Origin of the sequence: Kineothrix sp. MSJ-39 (assembly GCF_018917935.1) — a bacterium.
Taxonomy (GTDB): domain Bacteria; phylum Bacillota; class Clostridia; order Lachnospirales; family Lachnospiraceae; genus CAG-194.
Genome location: NZ_JAHLPN010000001.1, coordinates 232,310 through 249,081 on the forward strand (window position 1 = coordinate 232,310; position 16,772 = coordinate 249,081).

Consider the following 16,772-nt stretch of genomic DNA (forward strand, 5'->3'; position numbering starts at 1 on the left):
ATTAGACAATACCCTGAGCCTTCATAGCCTCTGCAACCTTTAAGAATCCGGCTACGTTAGCACCTACAACATAGTTGCCTTCCTGACCGCACTTCTTAGCTGCATCATCCAGATTGTGGAAGATGTTAACCATGATACCCTGCAGTTTTGCATCAACTTCTTCAAATGTCCAGGAAAGTCTCTCGCTGTTCTGGCTCATTTCCAGAGCGGATGTAGCAACACCACCGGCATTACTTGCTTTACCTGGGCAGAACAGGATTCCGTTCTCCTGCAGGTACTGTGTAGCTTCTAATGTAGTAGGCATGTTAGCACCTTCAGCTACTGCGAAGCATCCGTTTGCAACAAGCGCTTTTGCATCATCCAGATTTAATTCGTTCTGTGTTGCACATGGAAGAGCGATATCGCATTTTACATTCCATACGCCATGCTCGCCGTTCTTCTTTTCATGATACTCTGCGCTCTTTCTTGCTGCAGCGTACTCTGTCAGACGTGCACGTTTTACTTCTTTGACTTCCTTCAGAAGTGCTACATCGATTCCTTCCGGATCATAGATCCAACCTGTAGAATCAGAACATGTAACAGGCTTAGCACCAAGCTGCTGTGCTTTCTGGATTGCGTAGATTGCAACATTACCGGCACCTGAAACAGCGATTGTCTTGCCCTTGATGTCCTTGCCGTTGCACTTGAGCATTTCTTCTGTTAAGTATAATAAACCATATCCTGTAGCTTCTGTTCTTGCTAAAGATCCGCCGTATGTAAGACCTTTACCTGTTAAAACGCCTTCATATAAGTTGCGGATTCTCTTATACTGACCATACATATAACCGATCTCACGTCCGCCAACACCGATATCACCGGCAGGAACGTCTGTATCAGCTCCGATATGTTTGCAAAGCTCTGTCATAAAGCTCTGGCAGAATGCCATAACTTCTCTGTCTGATTTGCCCTTAGGATCGAAATCAGAACCACCTTTACCGCCGCCGATCGGAAGGCCTGTTAAGGAGTTTTTGAAGATCTGCTCAAATCCTAAGAATTTGATAATACCAAGGTTTACGGATGGATGGAAACGAAGACCACCCTTGTAAGGTCCAATTGCACTATTAAACTGTACACGGAAACCGTTGTTTACCTGAACCTGTCCCTTATCATCTACCCAAGGAACACGGAACATGATTATTCTTTCCGGTGTTGTTAATCTCTCTAATAAAGCGTTCTTTCTGTACTCTTCTTCGTTTGCTTCTACAACTGTACGAAGAGACTCTAATACTTCTTTGACTGCCTGGTGGAATTCAGGCTGAGCTGGGTTCTTTGCAATAACCAGTTCAATGACTTCATCAACATATGACATTTTCAATGTCCTCCTTTGGTTTAATAATATACATGAAATGGACCCCATTGCCCAAGCAATATTATAAACGATATTTTTTAATTGTACAAGAGAATAATTGTATACATGTATAATTATTCTGCATTTTTTTACAATTTTCTATGTATTTTTTTCTATTTTACAACTACCGTCTTTGCTTTTGACCATGCGGAGGTATATTTTTTGCCATTGATCATTTTATATGTGCGGATCCTTACATAATATTTCTGGTTCTTTTTCAGCTTTTTGATCGTTACCGTTTTCTTGGAGGCTGCTATCTTTTTTGTCTTTGCCTTTTTAAATTTCTTGTTTGTGGCATAAGACAGCTCATAACCGCTGACATTTTGTTTTTTCCATGTTGCGGTAAATGCTCTGTTTCCTTTTTTCACTTTGGTAAGCGTGGTACCGATCGGTGCCACGGTTTTGACATTCAGCTTGTATTCATACTGATCATCACTGTAATTGAAGATCTGGATATAATAAGTACCTGTGTATGGTGCAACCACATTCTGGTTGGTACCGTAATCCTTCCAGGAGTTTCCAAGCTGTGCATCCTTGTCCAGAAGATAGGCAAGTGCCAGCTTCTGCAAAGGCCCGATACTGACCTGATAGGTCCATCCCTTTTTCAGTTCCACCCGGTATACATCACACATGTCCCTGTACTGCTCGGAAGCAACATTGGAAAAGCCGTCGCCAAGCTGTCCTGTATACTGTTTGTCCGTCTGGATCCTGGTTGCAGTTTCTTTTGTGTTATTGTATTCCTTTTCAAAACAGTCTCCCGCCTGAAAATCAAAGCTGTACGTCGATATCTGTAAGCCGCTGTTCCAGTACTGCATGTCTTCCTTTATATAATAAGTACCTGCGGTAAGACCGCATTTCCACTGCGCCGTCAGTCTCTCATCTACTTCATCCCTATAAATTGTGATACATTTTCCACTCGCATCATATAATGTAAAATCCATGGCTAATATACCAAAATTCTGGTTGGTCGTCTTTTGAATCTTTGCTGTCAGCTGCCCGTCTGACCGAAGTACCATCTTTGCAATAAACGGTGTATCATTCTCTCCCCATGCATGAGTCCCCCTCGCTGTTTCTGATACAGCAACTGCTCTCTGCATTTCCTGCATCGTCAAATCTTCTTCCTGTGCATAAACCTGTCTGCCGCCTGCAATACCAAACAATAGTACGCAAACAATCATAACCAGTGCTTTTTGTAATCTTCTCTTTTTCATTTCATGCTCTCCCTATCATGTTATTGATAGAATAATCCTATCGTATCCTGCAAAAATCTACAAGTAAAAAAATGGTAAAGCCTTGTCTAAGGCAACCAAGCTAACAAAATATGCGCGAATATAGTACAAAATTGCCCTTTCTTGATTGTTCTTCCAAAAAAACTTGTATTTCCACGAAAACTTGTCTACAATGAATAAGTATGCTGAAAAAGCTTATTTAAGAAAGGAAATACAACATGGACACCAGAAAAATCGTTCAGAATTCAGTTGATATTTTAGTAAAATATTATGAAAATAACATCAAGCCTTTTGAAGATGCCATGGATGATGACATTCTTTGGATCGGACCACTGCAGGGACAGATGATCCGTGGGAAAAAGAATTTAGTAGATACTTATGCATTGGAAGAACATAATCTGACCTTTGACGTATTTGATATGCAGGCTTCTGTCGTCTATTCCACCAAGCAGCATTGTGAAGTGCTTCTGACCTTTATTGTCGACACACATTATTCAGATCAATCCGTCGTACGTTGCAATCAACGAATCTTATTATCCTGGCAGCATTATATCGACCATACGGAATCCGGCAAGCGGATCAGCCATGACCTGATCCATAACTGCTTTATCGCAAATGCGATTCCGGCAGATACCAGAGATACCATTTATCCGGTTCATTTTACAGACTTGCCGTTCTCACAGGAATTTACTGTTGCACCAAACGGCAAGCATATCACGCTGCTCGGCAAACATAAACAACAGTTATACTTACTGGACAAGCAGATTGTCCGTATCCAGAGCTACAAACGTGGCAGTAAGATCTACACACTGGATGGCACTTTTGAGTCAACCGAAGCTCCATCCCGTATTTTCAACGAATATCCGGATGTATTTGTGCGTGTACACAGTATGCATCTTGTCAATCCGATCTACGTACAGTCAGTGCGCAGATTCGCACTTCTTCTGCAGGACGGAACAGAGCTTCCGATCCCGGAGAAAAAATATACGGCCGTCAAACGGGAAATCGCGGAACGGCTTGGCATTTCCAAATTACCTAAGACAAAAAAACAGGAAGCGTAACGCTTCCTGTTGCTTCCCGTTTTCTTTTTATCCCTGTCTTTTTCAGTTCTGCTCTTCTGTCTGTCCATCCTCTGTTTCACACGGATAAATAAGTCCGATTTTTTCCCGGATCTCATCCATGGCATGCATCAGCCGCAGGGTTTCCTCATGCGGCATCGCCTCACAGGATAATGCTTTCCTCTTTAAAGCATCTCTGCAGGCAAGTACTTCATATTCATAGCCCGAAATCTGCTTTGGACACTTCTTGTACTGGATCTTTTTATAATTGGCATCATATACTGTCATGGACTGGTAATTATTGATATTTTCTATGACCATATATCCTTTTGTTCCCTGAATGATACCAAGTCTGTCACTGACTGCCACCATAGAGCTGTTCAATACTGCCATTCTGCCATCCTTATAGGTCAACGTTATGCTGTCCTGTGTATCGATACCGTCTTTGACCACTGCAGATGCATCAATTTTATCAATATCATTACCAAACAGCATGTATGCAAAATTCAGTGGATAGATACCAACATCCAAGAGTGCACCGCCTGCCAGCTTCGGATCAACCAGTCTCTCTTTTTCCGTCATTTCATAGCCCAAATTTGCTGTCAGAAGCTTAGGCTGTCCGATCACACCTGAATCCAATGTCTGTTTGATTGTCTCATACATCGGTAGATAACGAACCCAGATTGCCTCCGTGATAAATACGCCTTTTTCTTTTGCATAATCCAAAAGTTCCTGTGCCTGCGCCGCATTTACACAGAACGGTTTTTCTACAAGCACCGGTTTTCCGTAATCAATACACATTTTTGCATGTGTCAGATGCAGCGTATGCGGCGTTGCAATATAAACGAGATCCAGCTTTTTATCCTGCAGCATTTCTTCATAACTGCCATATGCTTTTGTCATACCATGCTCAAATGCAAATGCCTGTGCTTTTTCCAGACTTCTGGATGCGATCGCATATGCTTCCACACCTCTTGTTTTACGCAGTGTTTCCGCCATGATCGCAGCAATCCTGCCTGCTCCGATAATACCCACTCTCATTTTTGCCATCTGTTGTACCTCCTGTTTTATGGTCTGTTATATCTTTTTTTATTTCATTCCCGTTTCTGCTTTTATTTTATCTTTTTTTCCTGTATAACACAAGAAAACGCAGGTAAAAATCCTGCGTTTTCCATAATTTTTATAATTCGGTTTTATTTCATCATTGTGTGAAAAATGCACAGCCTGTTATTCCACAAATTCAGTCTTTACATAACCTGTCTGTCCGTTAAAGGAAATCTTGCACCAGCCGTCAGCCTGTTCCATGATCAGATCATAATGCTCACCCTGATATGCCACACCAATCTTATCTGAAGTTTCAGAAGAAGATTTTCTGACATTGACGGTTTCCTTGATCGTAACTTTTCCTTTTGCCGTCAGACTTGTTGTTCCTGCAGTTTCTGTCTGGCTGTCATCTGTCTGGGTTTCTTCCTGTGGTTGCTCTGCGGAAGCATCTGTTGCACCTGCAGCCTGTAAATATTCACTCTTTACATAGCCATCCCCGCCGTTGTAACTGATACGGCTCCAGCCATTCTCTTTTGCTTCATATCTTGTTACGGTTTCGCCCATGGCGATCTGTCCGATCCTGTCGGCATTTTCGCTGTCAGAGCTTCTGACATTGACGGTATCTGTAGCAGTTACCTGCTCTTCCATTACATTTTCTGCCGGCTGTTCTTCTGCAGGCTGCTGCTCCTGTGCAGCATCAGTCGCATCTGTTGCTTCTTCCGTATTACCCTCTGCCTGTGCCATTGCCTGGCTTACTTCTTCATCCAGCTTTGCAGACAGGTTGTCCATGAAGCTGCTCAAATCTGCATCTGCATCAATGGCTTCTGCATATTTTGTCTCTACCATGCTGAACAGATCAACTACATCATCCTGTGCCACGATAGACTTGATATAAGCAGTTGTATTGTCGTCCAGATCTCCGTCACAGATATACAAGCTGCCATCTTCTCTCGGGCAGATATATAAGGTTGTCAGACCCGGAGCCAGTGTATTGATATCTTTAAACTTGATCTCATAATAAGCAAATGCCACATAAGAATTGGTCAGCGGACCCGGTTTTGTGTAAACCTTGATATTGTCAAATTCGTCAATATAAGCACTTTCTTTTTCAATCTTGATCAGGTCTTCCTGTGCTGCAGTATCTTTCATGGCAGTGATTGCTGCCGTATCACCTGTTGTCATAGCGGCAAAATACTGATTTACAAGTGCATTGACATCTGCGTATGCATCTTCTTCCAGCGCTACGTCAGGTACTGTATAATCCGGTGCACCGGCTGTCTGGTTCTCGCTGACGGAATCTGTTGAGATTTCATTATCTGCACCGCCATCCTCTTTCTTTGAACAGGATACCGCAACAATGATCACAACGATCAGAGCGATCAAAATTGCAATAACGGAATAAAAAGTTCTGGAATATACCTTGTCTTCCTTTAAACGTTTTCCAAGTTTCTGGAAATAAAGGGAAAGTTTATTATCTGATTTCATATCATTCACTCCTAACTAAGAGGCTTCTTTCATCCTCCCGTATCCGGGATTTCTATTTGCTCTTACTACTACGGGATGCGCAGCATCATAATTGCCTTCGGCAATGGCTGCGCAAAGTAGTAAGGCATCCTCCCGTATCCGAGATTTCTATTTGCTCTTACTACATACGGGATGCGCAGCATCATAATTGCCTGCGGCAATGGCTGCGCAAAGTAGTAAGGCATCCTCCCACTTCGTGGGTCCCTCCTTACTACATAGCGTACCCAAGAGGAATCGAACCCCCATCGGCTGAACCGGAATCAGCTGTTTTATCCGTTAAACTATGGGTACAAGGTGTAACGTGTATTTGTTACAATTTTGTTACACAAGTGGTATCATAGCACACTTTTTCTCAAATAGCAAGTAACATCAGCCAGCACACAAAATCTTCATAATTTATGCCTGCAGTAAAAGCTGTATTTCCTCTTTATAAGGTGGAATTGTCTTTTTTGTTTCTCCTTCCGCACAAAGATACGGTGTTTCCAGAATTTTCGGAATCTGCAAAAAGCGCGGATCATGCACTACTTTATATAATGTATCAAAACCAATCTCACCTTTTCCGATATTGGCATGGCGGTCTTTCTGTGCCCCGCATGGATTCATGCTGTCATTGATATGGAACACTGCGATCTGGGAAAGCCCGATCACTTCATCAAACTTTTGGAACACACTCTCGTAGTCATGCACCAGATCATATCCCGCATCGTGGACATGACAGGTATCAAAGCAGACTCTGAACCTGTCTTTTTTCTGTACGCCGTCATAGATCATCCGAAGTTCTTCAAACGTCCGTCCGATCTCTCCGCCTTTTCCCGCCATTGTTTCGAGTGCGATCAGTACGTCACTGTCATCCTCCGCAAGTACTGTATTGAGCCCTTTCACAAGCTGTGCAATACCCGCTTCCGGCCCCGCACCCAGATGAGAGCCCGGATGCAGCACAAGGATTTTACTCTGAAAAGCCGCCACACGCTTCAACTCCTGTGCCAGAAATGAAACACCAAAGGTATACGTATCCGGCTTTACGGTATTTGCCAGATTGATGATATAAGGCGCGTGAATAATGATCTCCTTTACGCCGCATTCCTTTGCATAGGCAAGACCCTCTGCCAGACGAAGCTCCGATACATCCTTCCGCCGCGTATTCTGCGGTGCTCCCGTATAGACCATCAGTGCATTGGCACCATAGCTTTCCGCCTCTTTGACGGAACCTAAAAACATTTCTTTCCCGGACATCCCCACATGGGAGCCCAATATGATTTCACTCATGTTTACTCCTTATCCTGTCAGGGTGTTTCCCTGTGAAAATGTGCATACGCCGCATCTGTTACCACACGTCCTCTTGGCGTCCGGTTGAGAAGCCCGTTTAAGATCAGATACGGCTCATAAACATCTTCAATCGTGCCTGCATCTTCCCCGGTCGCTGCGGCAAGTGTATCCAGTCCGACAGGACCACCACTGAATTTATCGATCATGGTAAGCAGGATATTCTGATCGACATGATCCAGTCCCAGCTTATCCACGCCCAGCAGATCCAGCGCGGTATCTGCCACCTTTTTCGTGATCACGCCATCGTATTTGACCTGCGCAAAGTCTCTAACACGCTTTAAGATACGATTGGCAAGACGCGGCGTTCCGCGGCTTCTTCTGGCAAGCTCGTAAGCGCCGTCTTCTTCTATCTCTACCTCCAGAATTCTGGCAGAATGCAGGATGATCTGTTTGAGCTCTTCCACTGTATAAAATTCCAGCTTGTGGATCACACCGAATCTGTCACGCAGCGGTGCTGTCAGAAGCCCGGCTCTGGTCGTCGCCCCGACAAGTGTAAACCTGGGCAGATCCAGACGGATCGATCTGGCACTTGTTCCTTTTCCGATCATAATATCGATCGCAAAATCCTCCATTGCCGGATATAACACTTCTTCTACCTGTCTGTTCAGCCGGTGGATCTCATCCACAAAAAGGACATCCCCTTCCTGCAGATTGTTTAAGATTGCCGCCATTTCGCCCGGCTTTTCGATTGCAGGCCCACTTGTTACTTTGATATTCACGCCCATTTCATTGGCTATGATCCCCGCAAGCGTTGTCTTACCAAGTCCGGGCGGTCCGTATAAAAGGACATGATCGAGGGAATCCCCACGCTGCTTTGCCGCCTCAATAAACACCTTCATATTTTCCTTGGCTTTTTGTTGACCAATATAGTCATCCAGAAGCTGTGGACGCAGTGTTTCTTCTACCTTGCTGTCCTCCGGTGTGAAATTTGTCTCTATGATTCTACCAGCCATCTTATCTTTTCTCCGTCATTTCTTTCCTAATAAATATATTACATAAGATATTTCAATGCAGCCTTTAAAATATCCTCCACATCCACATCCATATCCGCATTTGGATCTGCCTGTTTCACTGCCTTTGCCGCATCCATACTGCTATAGCCAAGTGCAGTCAGAGCTTCTATCGCATCCTTACGGTTATTCGGCTCTGCGCTTCCCACAGATTCATCCGCAAGCTGTCCCAGCAGCGTATCTGCCTGATAATCCAGTTCTACCTTGTCCTTCAGCTCCAGTACAAGGCGTTCTGCTGTCTTTTTGCCAATACCCGGTGCTTTGGAAATTGTCTTGATATCCCCCGCGTAGATCGCATAGCGCAGATCCTCCGCTGAAAATGCAGACAAAATGGAAGCTGCCCCTTTTGGTCCTATTCCGCTGACTGTGATCAGCTTTTTAAACAGAGACAGCTCATCTTTACTGATGAAGCCGTATAACTGAAACGCATCTTCCTTGACATAGGTGTAAGTATAGATCTTTACTTCACTGCCAAGTGCCAGCATCTGCGATGCCAGCGCACCGCCTGCCAGAATGCGGATCCCCAGACCATTGACATCTACGATCACGCAGTCTTCTTCTATTTCTTCCAAAATACCTTTTACATATCCGATCATATATTCTGTTCCTTACCTTTATCTTTTTATGATATCCCGTCTGTCATACATTAGCTGTCCCAGAATCCCGTTACAAAGTCCTGTTATCATGCCCATGAGCAGCAGATACGGCAGATAATACCACATGGCTGTTCCAAGGAGTACAAGTGCCACCAAGAACTGCCCTATATTATGAAAAATACCGCCCAGCACACTGACCGCTCTGATGGGAAGCCGCCGCTTCTTTGCCAGCCACATGACCAGAAAGCTGACCGTTGCGCCCGCCAGACTGTATAGAATGCTGAACAGATTGCCAAATAAAAAGCCCGAAAGCAGAATGCGGAGCACATTCACGCAGATTGCCTCTTTTGCGCCCATCAGGTAAAGCAATAACAAGACCACCATATTGGGCAGACCCAGTTTCGCGCCCGGAATGCCTACAAAAACGGGCAGGATACTTTCTATATAAGACAAAATCATGGCAAGTGCCACGCACAGTCCCAAAACCGTTATTTTCTTTGTCTGCAATTCACTTTACCTCTCATGCATCCAACTGTTTTTCACCCGCACCTGTTATCTGCACGATAAGCTTATGCGGCAGACAGATAATGCTCTGCCCGTTTTGCGAAATTGCCATGGAACGGACACAAACCTGATTTTTGCAGTCGGAAGCCGTTACGCTTGCCTGCCCGTCTTTGATCGTCAGTTCATTATAGCCGTACTCTGTTTCTATTCGGATCACCTGTTCCTGTTTGAGGCTGTATGAACCGTAACTTTCTCCGTCCACTGTCACCACGACCTGTGCTGCTCCATCCGTGCTGAATGCATTTTGTACGGCGATCAGAAGCCCTGCCAGCAGCAGAACAAAAATACAGATTGTCATTGTCGGATGCTTTTTTATCATCTTTTTCATACTTGTTTATAGTACCATGTTCCCATGCATTTGGCAATGATTACAGCGCATTTTATCGAGCATATGTTCGATTTTTTCAAAACAAAAGGCAGGCTCCAGTCAAATGGATCCTGCCCTTCTTTTCCTGATATAGATCTCCAATATACGATTTTATTTCTGGTTGATATAATTTACAAGTCCCTGTGCAGCAATGATCTTCTGCATAAACGGCGGGAATGCCTGCCCTTTATACTCGGTTCCTTTCGTGCGGTTGTAGATCATACCGGTATCAAAATTGACCTCTACCGTATCGCCTGCTTCAATATTCTTGACTGCTTCCGGGCATTCAATGATCGGAAGTCCGATGTTGATCGCATTGCGATAGAAAATTCTGGCAAAGGTCTCTGCAATAACACAGCTGACACCAGCCGCCTTGATGGCGATCGGTGCATGCTCACGGGAAGAACCACAGCCAAAGTTTTTATCTGCTACGATAATATCTCCTTTTTTTACTTTCTTGACAAACTCTGTATCGATATCTTCCATACAATGTGTGGCAAGTTCTGCAGGATCTGAAGAATTCAGGTATCTTGCAGGAATGATTACGTCTGTATCTACATTATCTCCGTATCTGAAGACTGTTCCGATTGCATTTTCCATTTTCATATCCTCCTTACAGTTTCGCCGGATCTGAAATATGTCCGGTAATTGCGCTTGCTGCTGCGACTGCAGGAGAAGCCAGATAAATTTCACTTGTTACATGTCCCATACGGCCTACAAAGTTACGGTTAGTCGTGGATACACATCTTTCATTTTCTGCCAGAATACCCATATAACCGCCCAGACAAGGTCCACAGGTTGGTGTGCTGACAACACCGCCGGCTTCGATAAAGATCTTTAACAGACCTTCTTCCATTGCCTGCAGATAGATTGCCTGTGTAGCAGGAATCACGATAAGACGCATACCCTTTGCTACCTTTCTGCCCTTTAAGATCTCAGCCGCACATCTCAGATCGTCGATACGTCCGTTTGTGCAGGAACCGATCACTACCTGATCGATCTTGAGCTCCGGATCGATCTCATCGATCGTATGTGTATTTTCCGGCAAATGAGGGAATGCAACCGTTGACTTTAATGTACTCAGGTCAATGGTATACTCCTCATCATAAACCGCATCCTCATCTGCTTCGTAAACGGTATATTTCTTTGTGGAATGTTCTTCCATATAAGCGATCGCTTTTTCATCAACCGGGAAGATACCGTTCTTTCCGCCAGCCTCGATCGCCATATTGGCAATGGTAAATCTGTCATCCATGGAAAGATTTTTGATGCCTTCTCCGACAAACTCCATGGATTTGTAAAGTGCACCGTCTACACCAATCATTCCGATAATATGTAAGATCACATCTTTGCCGCTGATATACTTATTTGGCTTACCGACCAGATTGAATTTGATCGCTCCCGGTACTTTAAACCATGCTTTTCCTGTTGCCATACCAGCAGCCATATCTGTAGAACCGACACCTGTTGAGAAAGCACCAAGTGCACCATACGTACAGGTATGGGAATCCGCACCGATGATCACATCGCCCGCAACTGTCAGACCTTTTTCCGGCAGAAGCGCATGCTCAATCCCCATCTGTCCGACTTCAAAATAATTGGTGATCTGGTTACGATAAGCAAACTCTCTGACGCATTTACAATGCTCAGCAGATTTAATATCTTTATTCGGTACAAAATGATCCGGAACAAGTGCGATCTTATCCTTATCAAATACACCGTCCACTTTCATTTTGCTCATTTCCTTGATCGCAACAGGGCTGGTAATATCGTTTCCAAGTACCAGATCAAGGTTAGCTTCGATCAACTGTCCGGCTTCTACCTTGTCAAGACCCGCATGCGCTGCAAGTATTTTTTGTGTCATTGTCATACCCATTGACATATCCTCCTACCTTATCCGCATTGTGTCACGCCTATCCGACAGGACAGGTTATGCCACTTTTCTTTGTATACAGTATAACAGATAATATACTATAATCCAAATACATATTGTTTATATTTACTATGAATTATATTTATGATACACTGAAATCAAGATGCCGGAGGCAAGCGCCACCAGTTTAGATGATACGCTTTCCTGATAATCTGCGAAAGCACTCTATGAACCGGTCATAAGCACAGAAAGGGAACACATGGAAAACAATTTAAACTTATACTATATTTTCTATACCGTAGCACTGCATAAAAACATTTCAGGTGCAGCCAAGGAACTGTATATCAGCCAGCCTGCGATCTCAAAAGCGATCTCCAAGCTGGAGCAGAGCCTGAATGTCATTCTGTTCCATCGTTCTTCCCGCGGCGTTACGCTTACCATGGAGGGAGAACTTCTTTTTGCACAGGTACAGACGGCATTTTCCGCGATCCGACATGGCGAGGAACAGCTCAAGAAAGTAAATGAGCTTGGTATTTCCCAGATATCCATCGGTGTCAGCATCACGCTATGTAAATATGTGCTCCTGCCCTATCTGCAGCAGTTTGTCAAAGACAACCCACATATCAAAGTTACGATCACCTGCCATCCGACGATGGAAACGCTGCGCGATATTGATAATTCCGTTACAGATATCGGTGTTGTCGGAATCCCAAGCCTGCCTAACGGACTGACCTATATCCCGTTCCGTGAAATTCAGGATACGTTTGTCACGACAGACCGCTATCTGGAAAATCTGAAGATCCGCGTCGGAAACGACCGGAAAGCGATTTTAAACAATGCAACATTTATGATGCTGAACAAAGAAAATATTTCCCGTAAATATGTGGATATGTATTTATCCTCCCACCAGATCACCATGGATAACATCATCGAGATCAATACGATGGATCTGCTCATTGAGCTGGCAAAGATCGATCTCGGAATTGCCTGTGTCATCAAAGATTTTGTCAAAGATGAGCTGGATGACCACTCTTTAACAGAAGTGAATCTCGGACGCGCCATTCCCAAACGAAAGCTCGGGCTTGTTTACAAGGACGATACGATCATGACGGATGCAATGAAGAAGTTTATCTCCTATTTTACGGAGTCATAGGGTAAATAATAAATTACAAGTAGATATAAAAAAGAAAACATATGTATGCAATCACGTTTGACTCCCCTGCGATTTGCTCGAAGCATATTTTGCACGCGCTCCGGGCACTTGAACCTCTGTGCATGCAAAATCGGCTTTGCCGATGCACAGAGGCTACATAACGGATTTACATCGTAAATCCGTTACATTTGCAAAAAAGCGGTGTGCGCTCTCCGCTGCGGCAAATGCTTCGCAAATCTCGGTCGTCTACACTATCGATTGCATACATATGTTTTTCTTTTTATATGTTTTCTCTTTTCCTTATATATTCTCAGTATATCGGCAATTCGGGAATCCCATACACCCCCAAAACTCTCCGTAACGACCGTTCCGTTTCTTTAAGGGCTGCTTACATAACGGACACAGCTTTACAGTTACATTTTTATGTCCGTTCAGCTCCTCTCCCATCCGTTCAAACACCTTCTGATTCATTCTGCAGTCTGCCAAAGCTCGATGCGCACCATCTGTAGAAATACCATAGTAATCTGCCAGATCAGATAATTTTCGATGTTTCCATTCCGGGAAACAGACTTTTGAAACACGCAATGTGTCTATGTAGTCGTTTGCTACCGTTTTCCCAAAATACTTTTCGGAATCTCTGCAAATAAACGGGATATCAAATGTATGGATGTTATGCCCCACTAAAATATCCTCTCCTACAAATTCCAAAAAACGTTCCAAAACCTCTTTGCAGCATGGCGCATGACGAACCATCTCATCTGTTATGTTGTTTACCCGTGTTGCATCATAGGGAATTGGTCTGCCCGGATTAACCAGTTCACTGAACTCCTCTACTACTTTCCCGTTACGTACTTTTACCGCTGAAATCTCAATGATCTCATCTTTCGAGGTAAAGATTCCTGTCGTTTCCAGATCGAAAACAACGTAATCCGGTACGTATTTCGTTAATAATTTTCCTTTGTTTTTTCCTAACATATAGCACCTGTTTTAAATAATTTTATTGTTTTGTTTGTTGAACATATGTTCTCTCTATGTTATACTGTTATTGTGTAATTGAAAGGAAAGCAGGATGTGATTTTCCGATTATTAGATGCCCTCTAGTTTTACGAAAGAGAGGGTGATGCCCTATGAACACAATGGAAGTTTTAACTTTGTTGTTAGTAATGTTTGCGGCTCTGTCATACATAGACAATCATAATAACAAAAAGAAATAGCATCCCACCGACCAAAGTTAGATGCTATCTCAAAATAGTTTCGACTGAGGGCAAATCGGATATTACATCCGATTACCTTTCTAAGTAGATTATACACTAGGGCACCTGATAATTCAAGTGCCCTTTTTAGTTATGTTATGCATCTATAATGCATGATGCAACTGCATCTCCTTTCTTTCGTCTGGAGATTTAGTTGTTGATCAGCTTATCGCTTTCGTTGTTCCAGCTGTAAAGCTTACGGATTTCTGCGCCAACCTTTTCTGATGGATGCTCAGAAGCAAGCTTTCTCATTGCTTTGAAGTGAACCTGACGTCCTGCAGGAGACATATCTAATAAGAATTCTTTTGCAAAAGAACCATCCTGGATGTCGGAAAGGATCTGCTTCATAGCTTTCTTTGTATCTTCTGTAACGATCTTAGGACCTGTGATGTAGTCACCGTATTCAGCAGTGTTGGAGATAGAATATCTCATGCCTGCGAAACCTGACTGGTAGATCAGATCTACGATCAGCTTCATTTCATGGATACATTCAAAGTATGCATTTCTTGGATCATAACCAGCTTCGCAAAGTGTTTCGAAACCAGCCTGCATCAGAGCACAAACACCACCACAGAGAACTGCCTGCTCACCAAAGAGGTCTGTTTCTGTTTCTGTTCTGAATGTTGTCTCTAATAAACCGGCTCTTGCGCCGCCGATTGCAAGACCATATGCAAGTGCCATATCAAGTGCTTTTCCTGTGTAATCCTGCTCAACAGCAACCAGACAAGGTGTACCCTTACCAGCCTGATACTCAGAACGTACTGTATGACCCGGTGCCTTAGGTGCGATCATAGTTACATCAACATTTGCCGGTGGCTTGATGCATCCGAAATGAATATTGAAACCATGTGCAAACATCAGCATGTTGCCTGCTTCCAGGTTTGGCTCGATATCTTTCTTGTACATATCAGCCTGTAACTCATCGTTGATCAGAATCATAATGATATCTGCTTTCTTTGCAGCTTCTGCGGCTGTATATACTTCAAAGCCCTGTGCTTCTGCTTTTGCCCATGACTTAGAACCTTCGTAAAGTCCGATAATTACATGGCATCCTGACTCTTTTGCGTTTAATGCATGTGCATGTCCCTGACTACCATAACCAATCACTGCAATTGTCTTACCCTCTAATAAAGACAGATTACAGTCTTCCTGATAAAAAATTCTAGCTTCCTGTGCCATTTTTGTTTCCTCCTAAATTTTTGTTTCGTTTTATGAAAAGCCGCTCTGCGGCTGACCATACATTTTGCTATGTAATGCCTGCCTTATGGCAGATAGGTTACATTTTCCGTACCTCTGCAAAGTGCGGCAATACCGGTTCTGGCAAGCTCCAAGATTTCAAAACCGTCTAACAGTTTCAGGAAAGCATCAATCTTTTCCTGATTACCGGTAAGCTCGACCATCAGACTGTCAGATGCGACATCAATGACCTTTGCACGGAAGATATCCGCCATAGCGATCACGCCCTGTCTCTGGCTTGCATCGGCTCTGACCTTGATCATTGCCAGTTCTCTGTAAACACTGCTTTCCGGCTTTAACTCCTTGATATCCCGTACATCGACAAGTTTTGCAACCTGCTTCTCGATCTGATCCAGAATGATATCATCTCCGCTTGTCACGATCGTGATACGGGTGTATCTCGGATCTGCCGTCACACCGGCGGTGATACTTTCGATATTATATCCTCTGCGGCTGAACAGTCCTGAAATACGGCTTAAAACACCTGATGTATTATCAACTAATATCTGAAATACTTTCTTTTGCATTTGCTTTATACCCTTCCTTCACCATCTCTATGAGCATTGTATCAGCATAAGACAGGCTTTGTCAACGTATGATATCCTTTCATGCATCCCATAACCTGTATTCATAGTTTGGAGTTATATTATTCGTTTTCAGCGCATTTTGGCAGTGCCAGCGTACCGGTTCTTGCCACCTCTACAATGCTGACCGATTTCAGCATCTGGATCAGAAGCTGGATGCGTTCCGGCTCTGCACAGATCTGGATCATCATAAAGGATTTGGACATATCCACGATCTCCGCCTTTAAGATACTGCAGACCTCCATGATATCCTTGCGGTTTGTACGGTTATATTTTACCTTGATCAGCATGAGCTCCCGCGAAATGCTCTGCTCCTCATGGAAAGTACGCACCTTGATGATATCCAGCTTTTTGTTGAGCTGCTTTTCGATCTGCTCGAGTGTTCTCTGATTGCCGCTGGAAACGATCGTCATGCAGGATACTTCCTTATCGTCTGTTTCCCCTACAGCGAGGGAATCAATATTAAAACTTCTTCTGGAAAACAGTCCTGCCACCTTGCAAAGTACACCGGAACGGTTTTCCACCAATACAGAATATATTTTCTTCATAGGAACCTCCACTCTCTTTT

Annotated in this window: 17 protein-coding genes and 1 tRNA gene; 2 read left to right on the top strand and 16 right to left on the bottom strand. The window is 43.7% G+C overall.

Going from position 1 to position 16,772, the window contains the following annotated elements; all coding sequences use genetic code 11:
- Position 1: 1 nt before the first annotated feature.
- A complete protein-coding gene (gene gdhA, locus KQI22_RS01090; RefSeq protein WP_216550233.1) occupies positions 2–1,348 on the bottom strand; it encodes an NADP-specific glutamate dehydrogenase in 1,347 nt (448 codons plus the stop codon).
- A gap of 152 nt (positions 1,349–1,500) precedes the next feature.
- Positions 1,501–2,598, bottom strand: a complete 1,098-nt coding sequence (locus tag KQI22_RS01095) for a PPC domain-containing protein (protein ID WP_216550234.1) — start codon at positions 2,596–2,598, stop codon at positions 1,501–1,503.
- A 236-nt stretch (positions 2,599–2,834) separates the two neighbouring features.
- On the opposite strand from KQI22_RS01095, the gene KQI22_RS01100 reads away from it, so the two are divergent.
- Complete coding sequence (locus KQI22_RS01100; RefSeq protein ID WP_216550235.1) at positions 2,835–3,677, top strand: LytTR family DNA-binding domain-containing protein; 843 nt, start codon at positions 2,835–2,837, stop codon at positions 3,675–3,677.
- 42 nt (positions 3,678–3,719) lie between these two features.
- On the opposite strand, the gene KQI22_RS01105 is transcribed toward KQI22_RS01100, so the two are convergent.
- The 10 genes from KQI22_RS01105 to leuC all read right to left on the bottom strand — a co-directional run bounded on the left by KQI22_RS01105 (position 3,720) and on the right by leuC (position 11,981).
- On the bottom strand, positions 3,720–4,745 hold the full coding sequence (locus KQI22_RS01105; protein WP_330623207.1) for a Gfo/Idh/MocA family protein: 1,026 nt from the start codon (positions 4,743–4,745) through the stop codon (positions 3,720–3,722).
- Positions 4,746–4,901: 156 nt separating this feature from the next.
- The gene (locus KQI22_RS01110) at positions 4,902–6,203 is read right to left on the bottom strand and encodes an SH3 domain-containing protein (RefSeq protein WP_216550237.1); all 1,302 of its coding nucleotides are present in this window, start codon (positions 6,201–6,203) and stop codon (positions 4,902–4,904) included.
- A gap of 258 nt (positions 6,204–6,461) precedes the next feature.
- Positions 6,462–6,533, bottom strand: a tRNA-Arg gene (locus KQI22_RS01115).
- A 105-nt stretch (positions 6,534–6,638) separates the two neighbouring features.
- A complete protein-coding gene (locus KQI22_RS01120) occupies positions 6,639–7,508 on the bottom strand; it encodes a deoxyribonuclease IV (protein ID WP_216550238.1) in 870 nt (289 codons plus the stop codon).
- Between the two features lie 17 nt (positions 7,509–7,525).
- A complete protein-coding gene (gene ruvB / locus KQI22_RS01125; protein ID WP_216550239.1) occupies positions 7,526–8,521 on the bottom strand; it encodes a Holliday junction branch migration DNA helicase RuvB in 996 nt (331 codons plus the stop codon).
- A 38-nt stretch (positions 8,522–8,559) separates the two neighbouring features.
- The gene (gene ruvA, locus KQI22_RS01130; protein ID WP_216550240.1) at positions 8,560–9,174 is read right to left on the bottom strand and encodes a Holliday junction branch migration protein RuvA; all 615 of its coding nucleotides are present in this window, start codon (positions 9,172–9,174) and stop codon (positions 8,560–8,562) included.
- Between the two features lie 18 nt (positions 9,175–9,192).
- Positions 9,193–9,681: a Gx transporter family protein gene (locus KQI22_RS01135; protein ID WP_253293448.1), complete on the bottom strand. Its 489-nt coding sequence runs from the start codon at positions 9,679–9,681 to the stop codon at positions 9,193–9,195.
- Between the two features lie 13 nt (positions 9,682–9,694).
- A complete protein-coding gene (locus KQI22_RS01140) occupies positions 9,695–10,066 on the bottom strand; it encodes a NusG domain II-containing protein (RefSeq protein ID WP_216550241.1) in 372 nt (123 codons plus the stop codon).
- A 150-nt stretch (positions 10,067–10,216) separates the two neighbouring features.
- Positions 10,217–10,705, bottom strand: a complete 489-nt coding sequence (gene leuD / locus KQI22_RS01145; RefSeq protein WP_022004492.1) for a 3-isopropylmalate dehydratase small subunit — start codon at positions 10,703–10,705, stop codon at positions 10,217–10,219.
- A 13-nt stretch (positions 10,706–10,718) separates the two neighbouring features.
- A complete protein-coding gene (leuC, locus tag KQI22_RS01150) occupies positions 10,719–11,981 on the bottom strand; it encodes a 3-isopropylmalate dehydratase large subunit (RefSeq protein ID WP_216550242.1) in 1,263 nt (420 codons plus the stop codon).
- A 256-nt stretch (positions 11,982–12,237) separates the two neighbouring features.
- Here leuC and KQI22_RS01155 point away from each other — a divergent pair, with 256 nt between their 5' ends.
- Positions 12,238–13,131 carry a LysR family transcriptional regulator gene (locus KQI22_RS01155; RefSeq protein ID WP_216550243.1) on the top strand — a complete coding sequence of 298 codons (894 nt, stop codon included), beginning with the start codon at positions 12,238–12,240 and terminating at the stop codon, positions 13,129–13,131.
- A 300-nt stretch (positions 13,132–13,431) separates the two neighbouring features.
- Here KQI22_RS01155 and KQI22_RS01160 read toward each other — a convergent pair whose 3' ends face one another.
- The 4 genes from KQI22_RS01160 to ilvN (KQI22_RS01175) form a co-directional block, all read right to left on the bottom strand.
- Positions 13,432–14,106, bottom strand: a complete 675-nt coding sequence (locus KQI22_RS01160; RefSeq protein WP_216550244.1) for a 3'-5' exonuclease — start codon at positions 14,104–14,106, stop codon at positions 13,432–13,434.
- Positions 14,107–14,534: 428 nt separating this feature from the next.
- The gene (gene ilvC / locus KQI22_RS01165; protein ID WP_216550245.1) at positions 14,535–15,563 is read right to left on the bottom strand and encodes a ketol-acid reductoisomerase; all 1,029 of its coding nucleotides are present in this window, start codon (positions 15,561–15,563) and stop codon (positions 14,535–14,537) included.
- Positions 15,564–15,646: 83 nt separating this feature from the next.
- On the bottom strand, positions 15,647–16,147 hold the full coding sequence (gene ilvN / locus KQI22_RS01170; protein ID WP_022004498.1) for an acetolactate synthase small subunit: 501 nt from the start codon (positions 16,145–16,147) through the stop codon (positions 15,647–15,649).
- A 119-nt stretch (positions 16,148–16,266) separates the two neighbouring features.
- Positions 16,267–16,752, bottom strand: coding sequence for an acetolactate synthase small subunit (ilvN, locus tag KQI22_RS01175; protein WP_216550246.1), 486 nt, complete (start codon positions 16,750–16,752; stop codon positions 16,267–16,269).
- Positions 16,753–16,772 lie beyond the last annotated feature (20 nt).

Coding starts and splice junctions, on each gene's coding strand:
- gdhA (WP_216550233.1), bottom strand. CDS start 1,348: ATGTCATATGTTGATGAAGTCATTGAACTGGTTATTGCAAAGAACCCA.
- KQI22_RS01095 (WP_216550234.1), bottom strand. CDS start 2,598: ATGAAAAAGAGAAGATTACAAAAAGCACTGGTTATGATTGTTTGCGTA.
- KQI22_RS01100 (WP_216550235.1), top strand. CDS start 2,835: ATGGACACCAGAAAAATCGTTCAGAATTCAGTTGATATTTTAGTAAAA.
- KQI22_RS01110 (WP_216550237.1), bottom strand. CDS start 6,203: ATGAAATCAGATAATAAACTTTCCCTTTATTTCCAGAAACTTGGAAAA.
- KQI22_RS01120 (WP_216550238.1), bottom strand. CDS start 7,508: ATGAGTGAAATCATATTGGGCTCCCATGTGGGGATGTCCGGGAAAGAA.
- ruvB (WP_216550239.1), bottom strand. CDS start 8,521: ATGGCTGGTAGAATCATAGAGACAAATTTCACACCGGAGGACAGCAAG.
- ruvA (WP_216550240.1), bottom strand. CDS start 9,174: ATGATCGGATATGTAAAAGGTATTTTGGAAGAAATAGAAGAAGACTGC.
- KQI22_RS01140 (WP_216550241.1), bottom strand. CDS start 10,066: ATGAAAAAGATGATAAAAAAGCATCCGACAATGACAATCTGTATTTTT.
- leuD (WP_022004492.1), bottom strand. CDS start 10,705: ATGGAAAATGCAATCGGAACAGTCTTCAGATACGGAGATAATGTAGAT.
- leuC (WP_216550242.1), bottom strand. CDS start 11,981: ATGGGTATGACAATGACACAAAAAATACTTGCAGCGCATGCGGGTCTT.
- KQI22_RS01155 (WP_216550243.1), top strand. CDS start 12,238: ATGGAAAACAATTTAAACTTATACTATATTTTCTATACCGTAGCACTG.
- KQI22_RS01160 (WP_216550244.1), bottom strand. CDS start 14,106: ATGTTAGGAAAAAACAAAGGAAAATTATTAACGAAATACGTACCGGAT.
- ilvC (WP_216550245.1), bottom strand. CDS start 15,563: ATGGCACAGGAAGCTAGAATTTTTTATCAGGAAGACTGTAATCTGTCT.
- ilvN (WP_022004498.1), bottom strand. CDS start 16,147: ATGCAAAAGAAAGTATTTCAGATATTAGTTGATAATACATCAGGTGTT.
- ilvN (WP_216550246.1), bottom strand. CDS start 16,752: ATGAAGAAAATATATTCTGTATTGGTGGAAAACCGTTCCGGTGTACTT.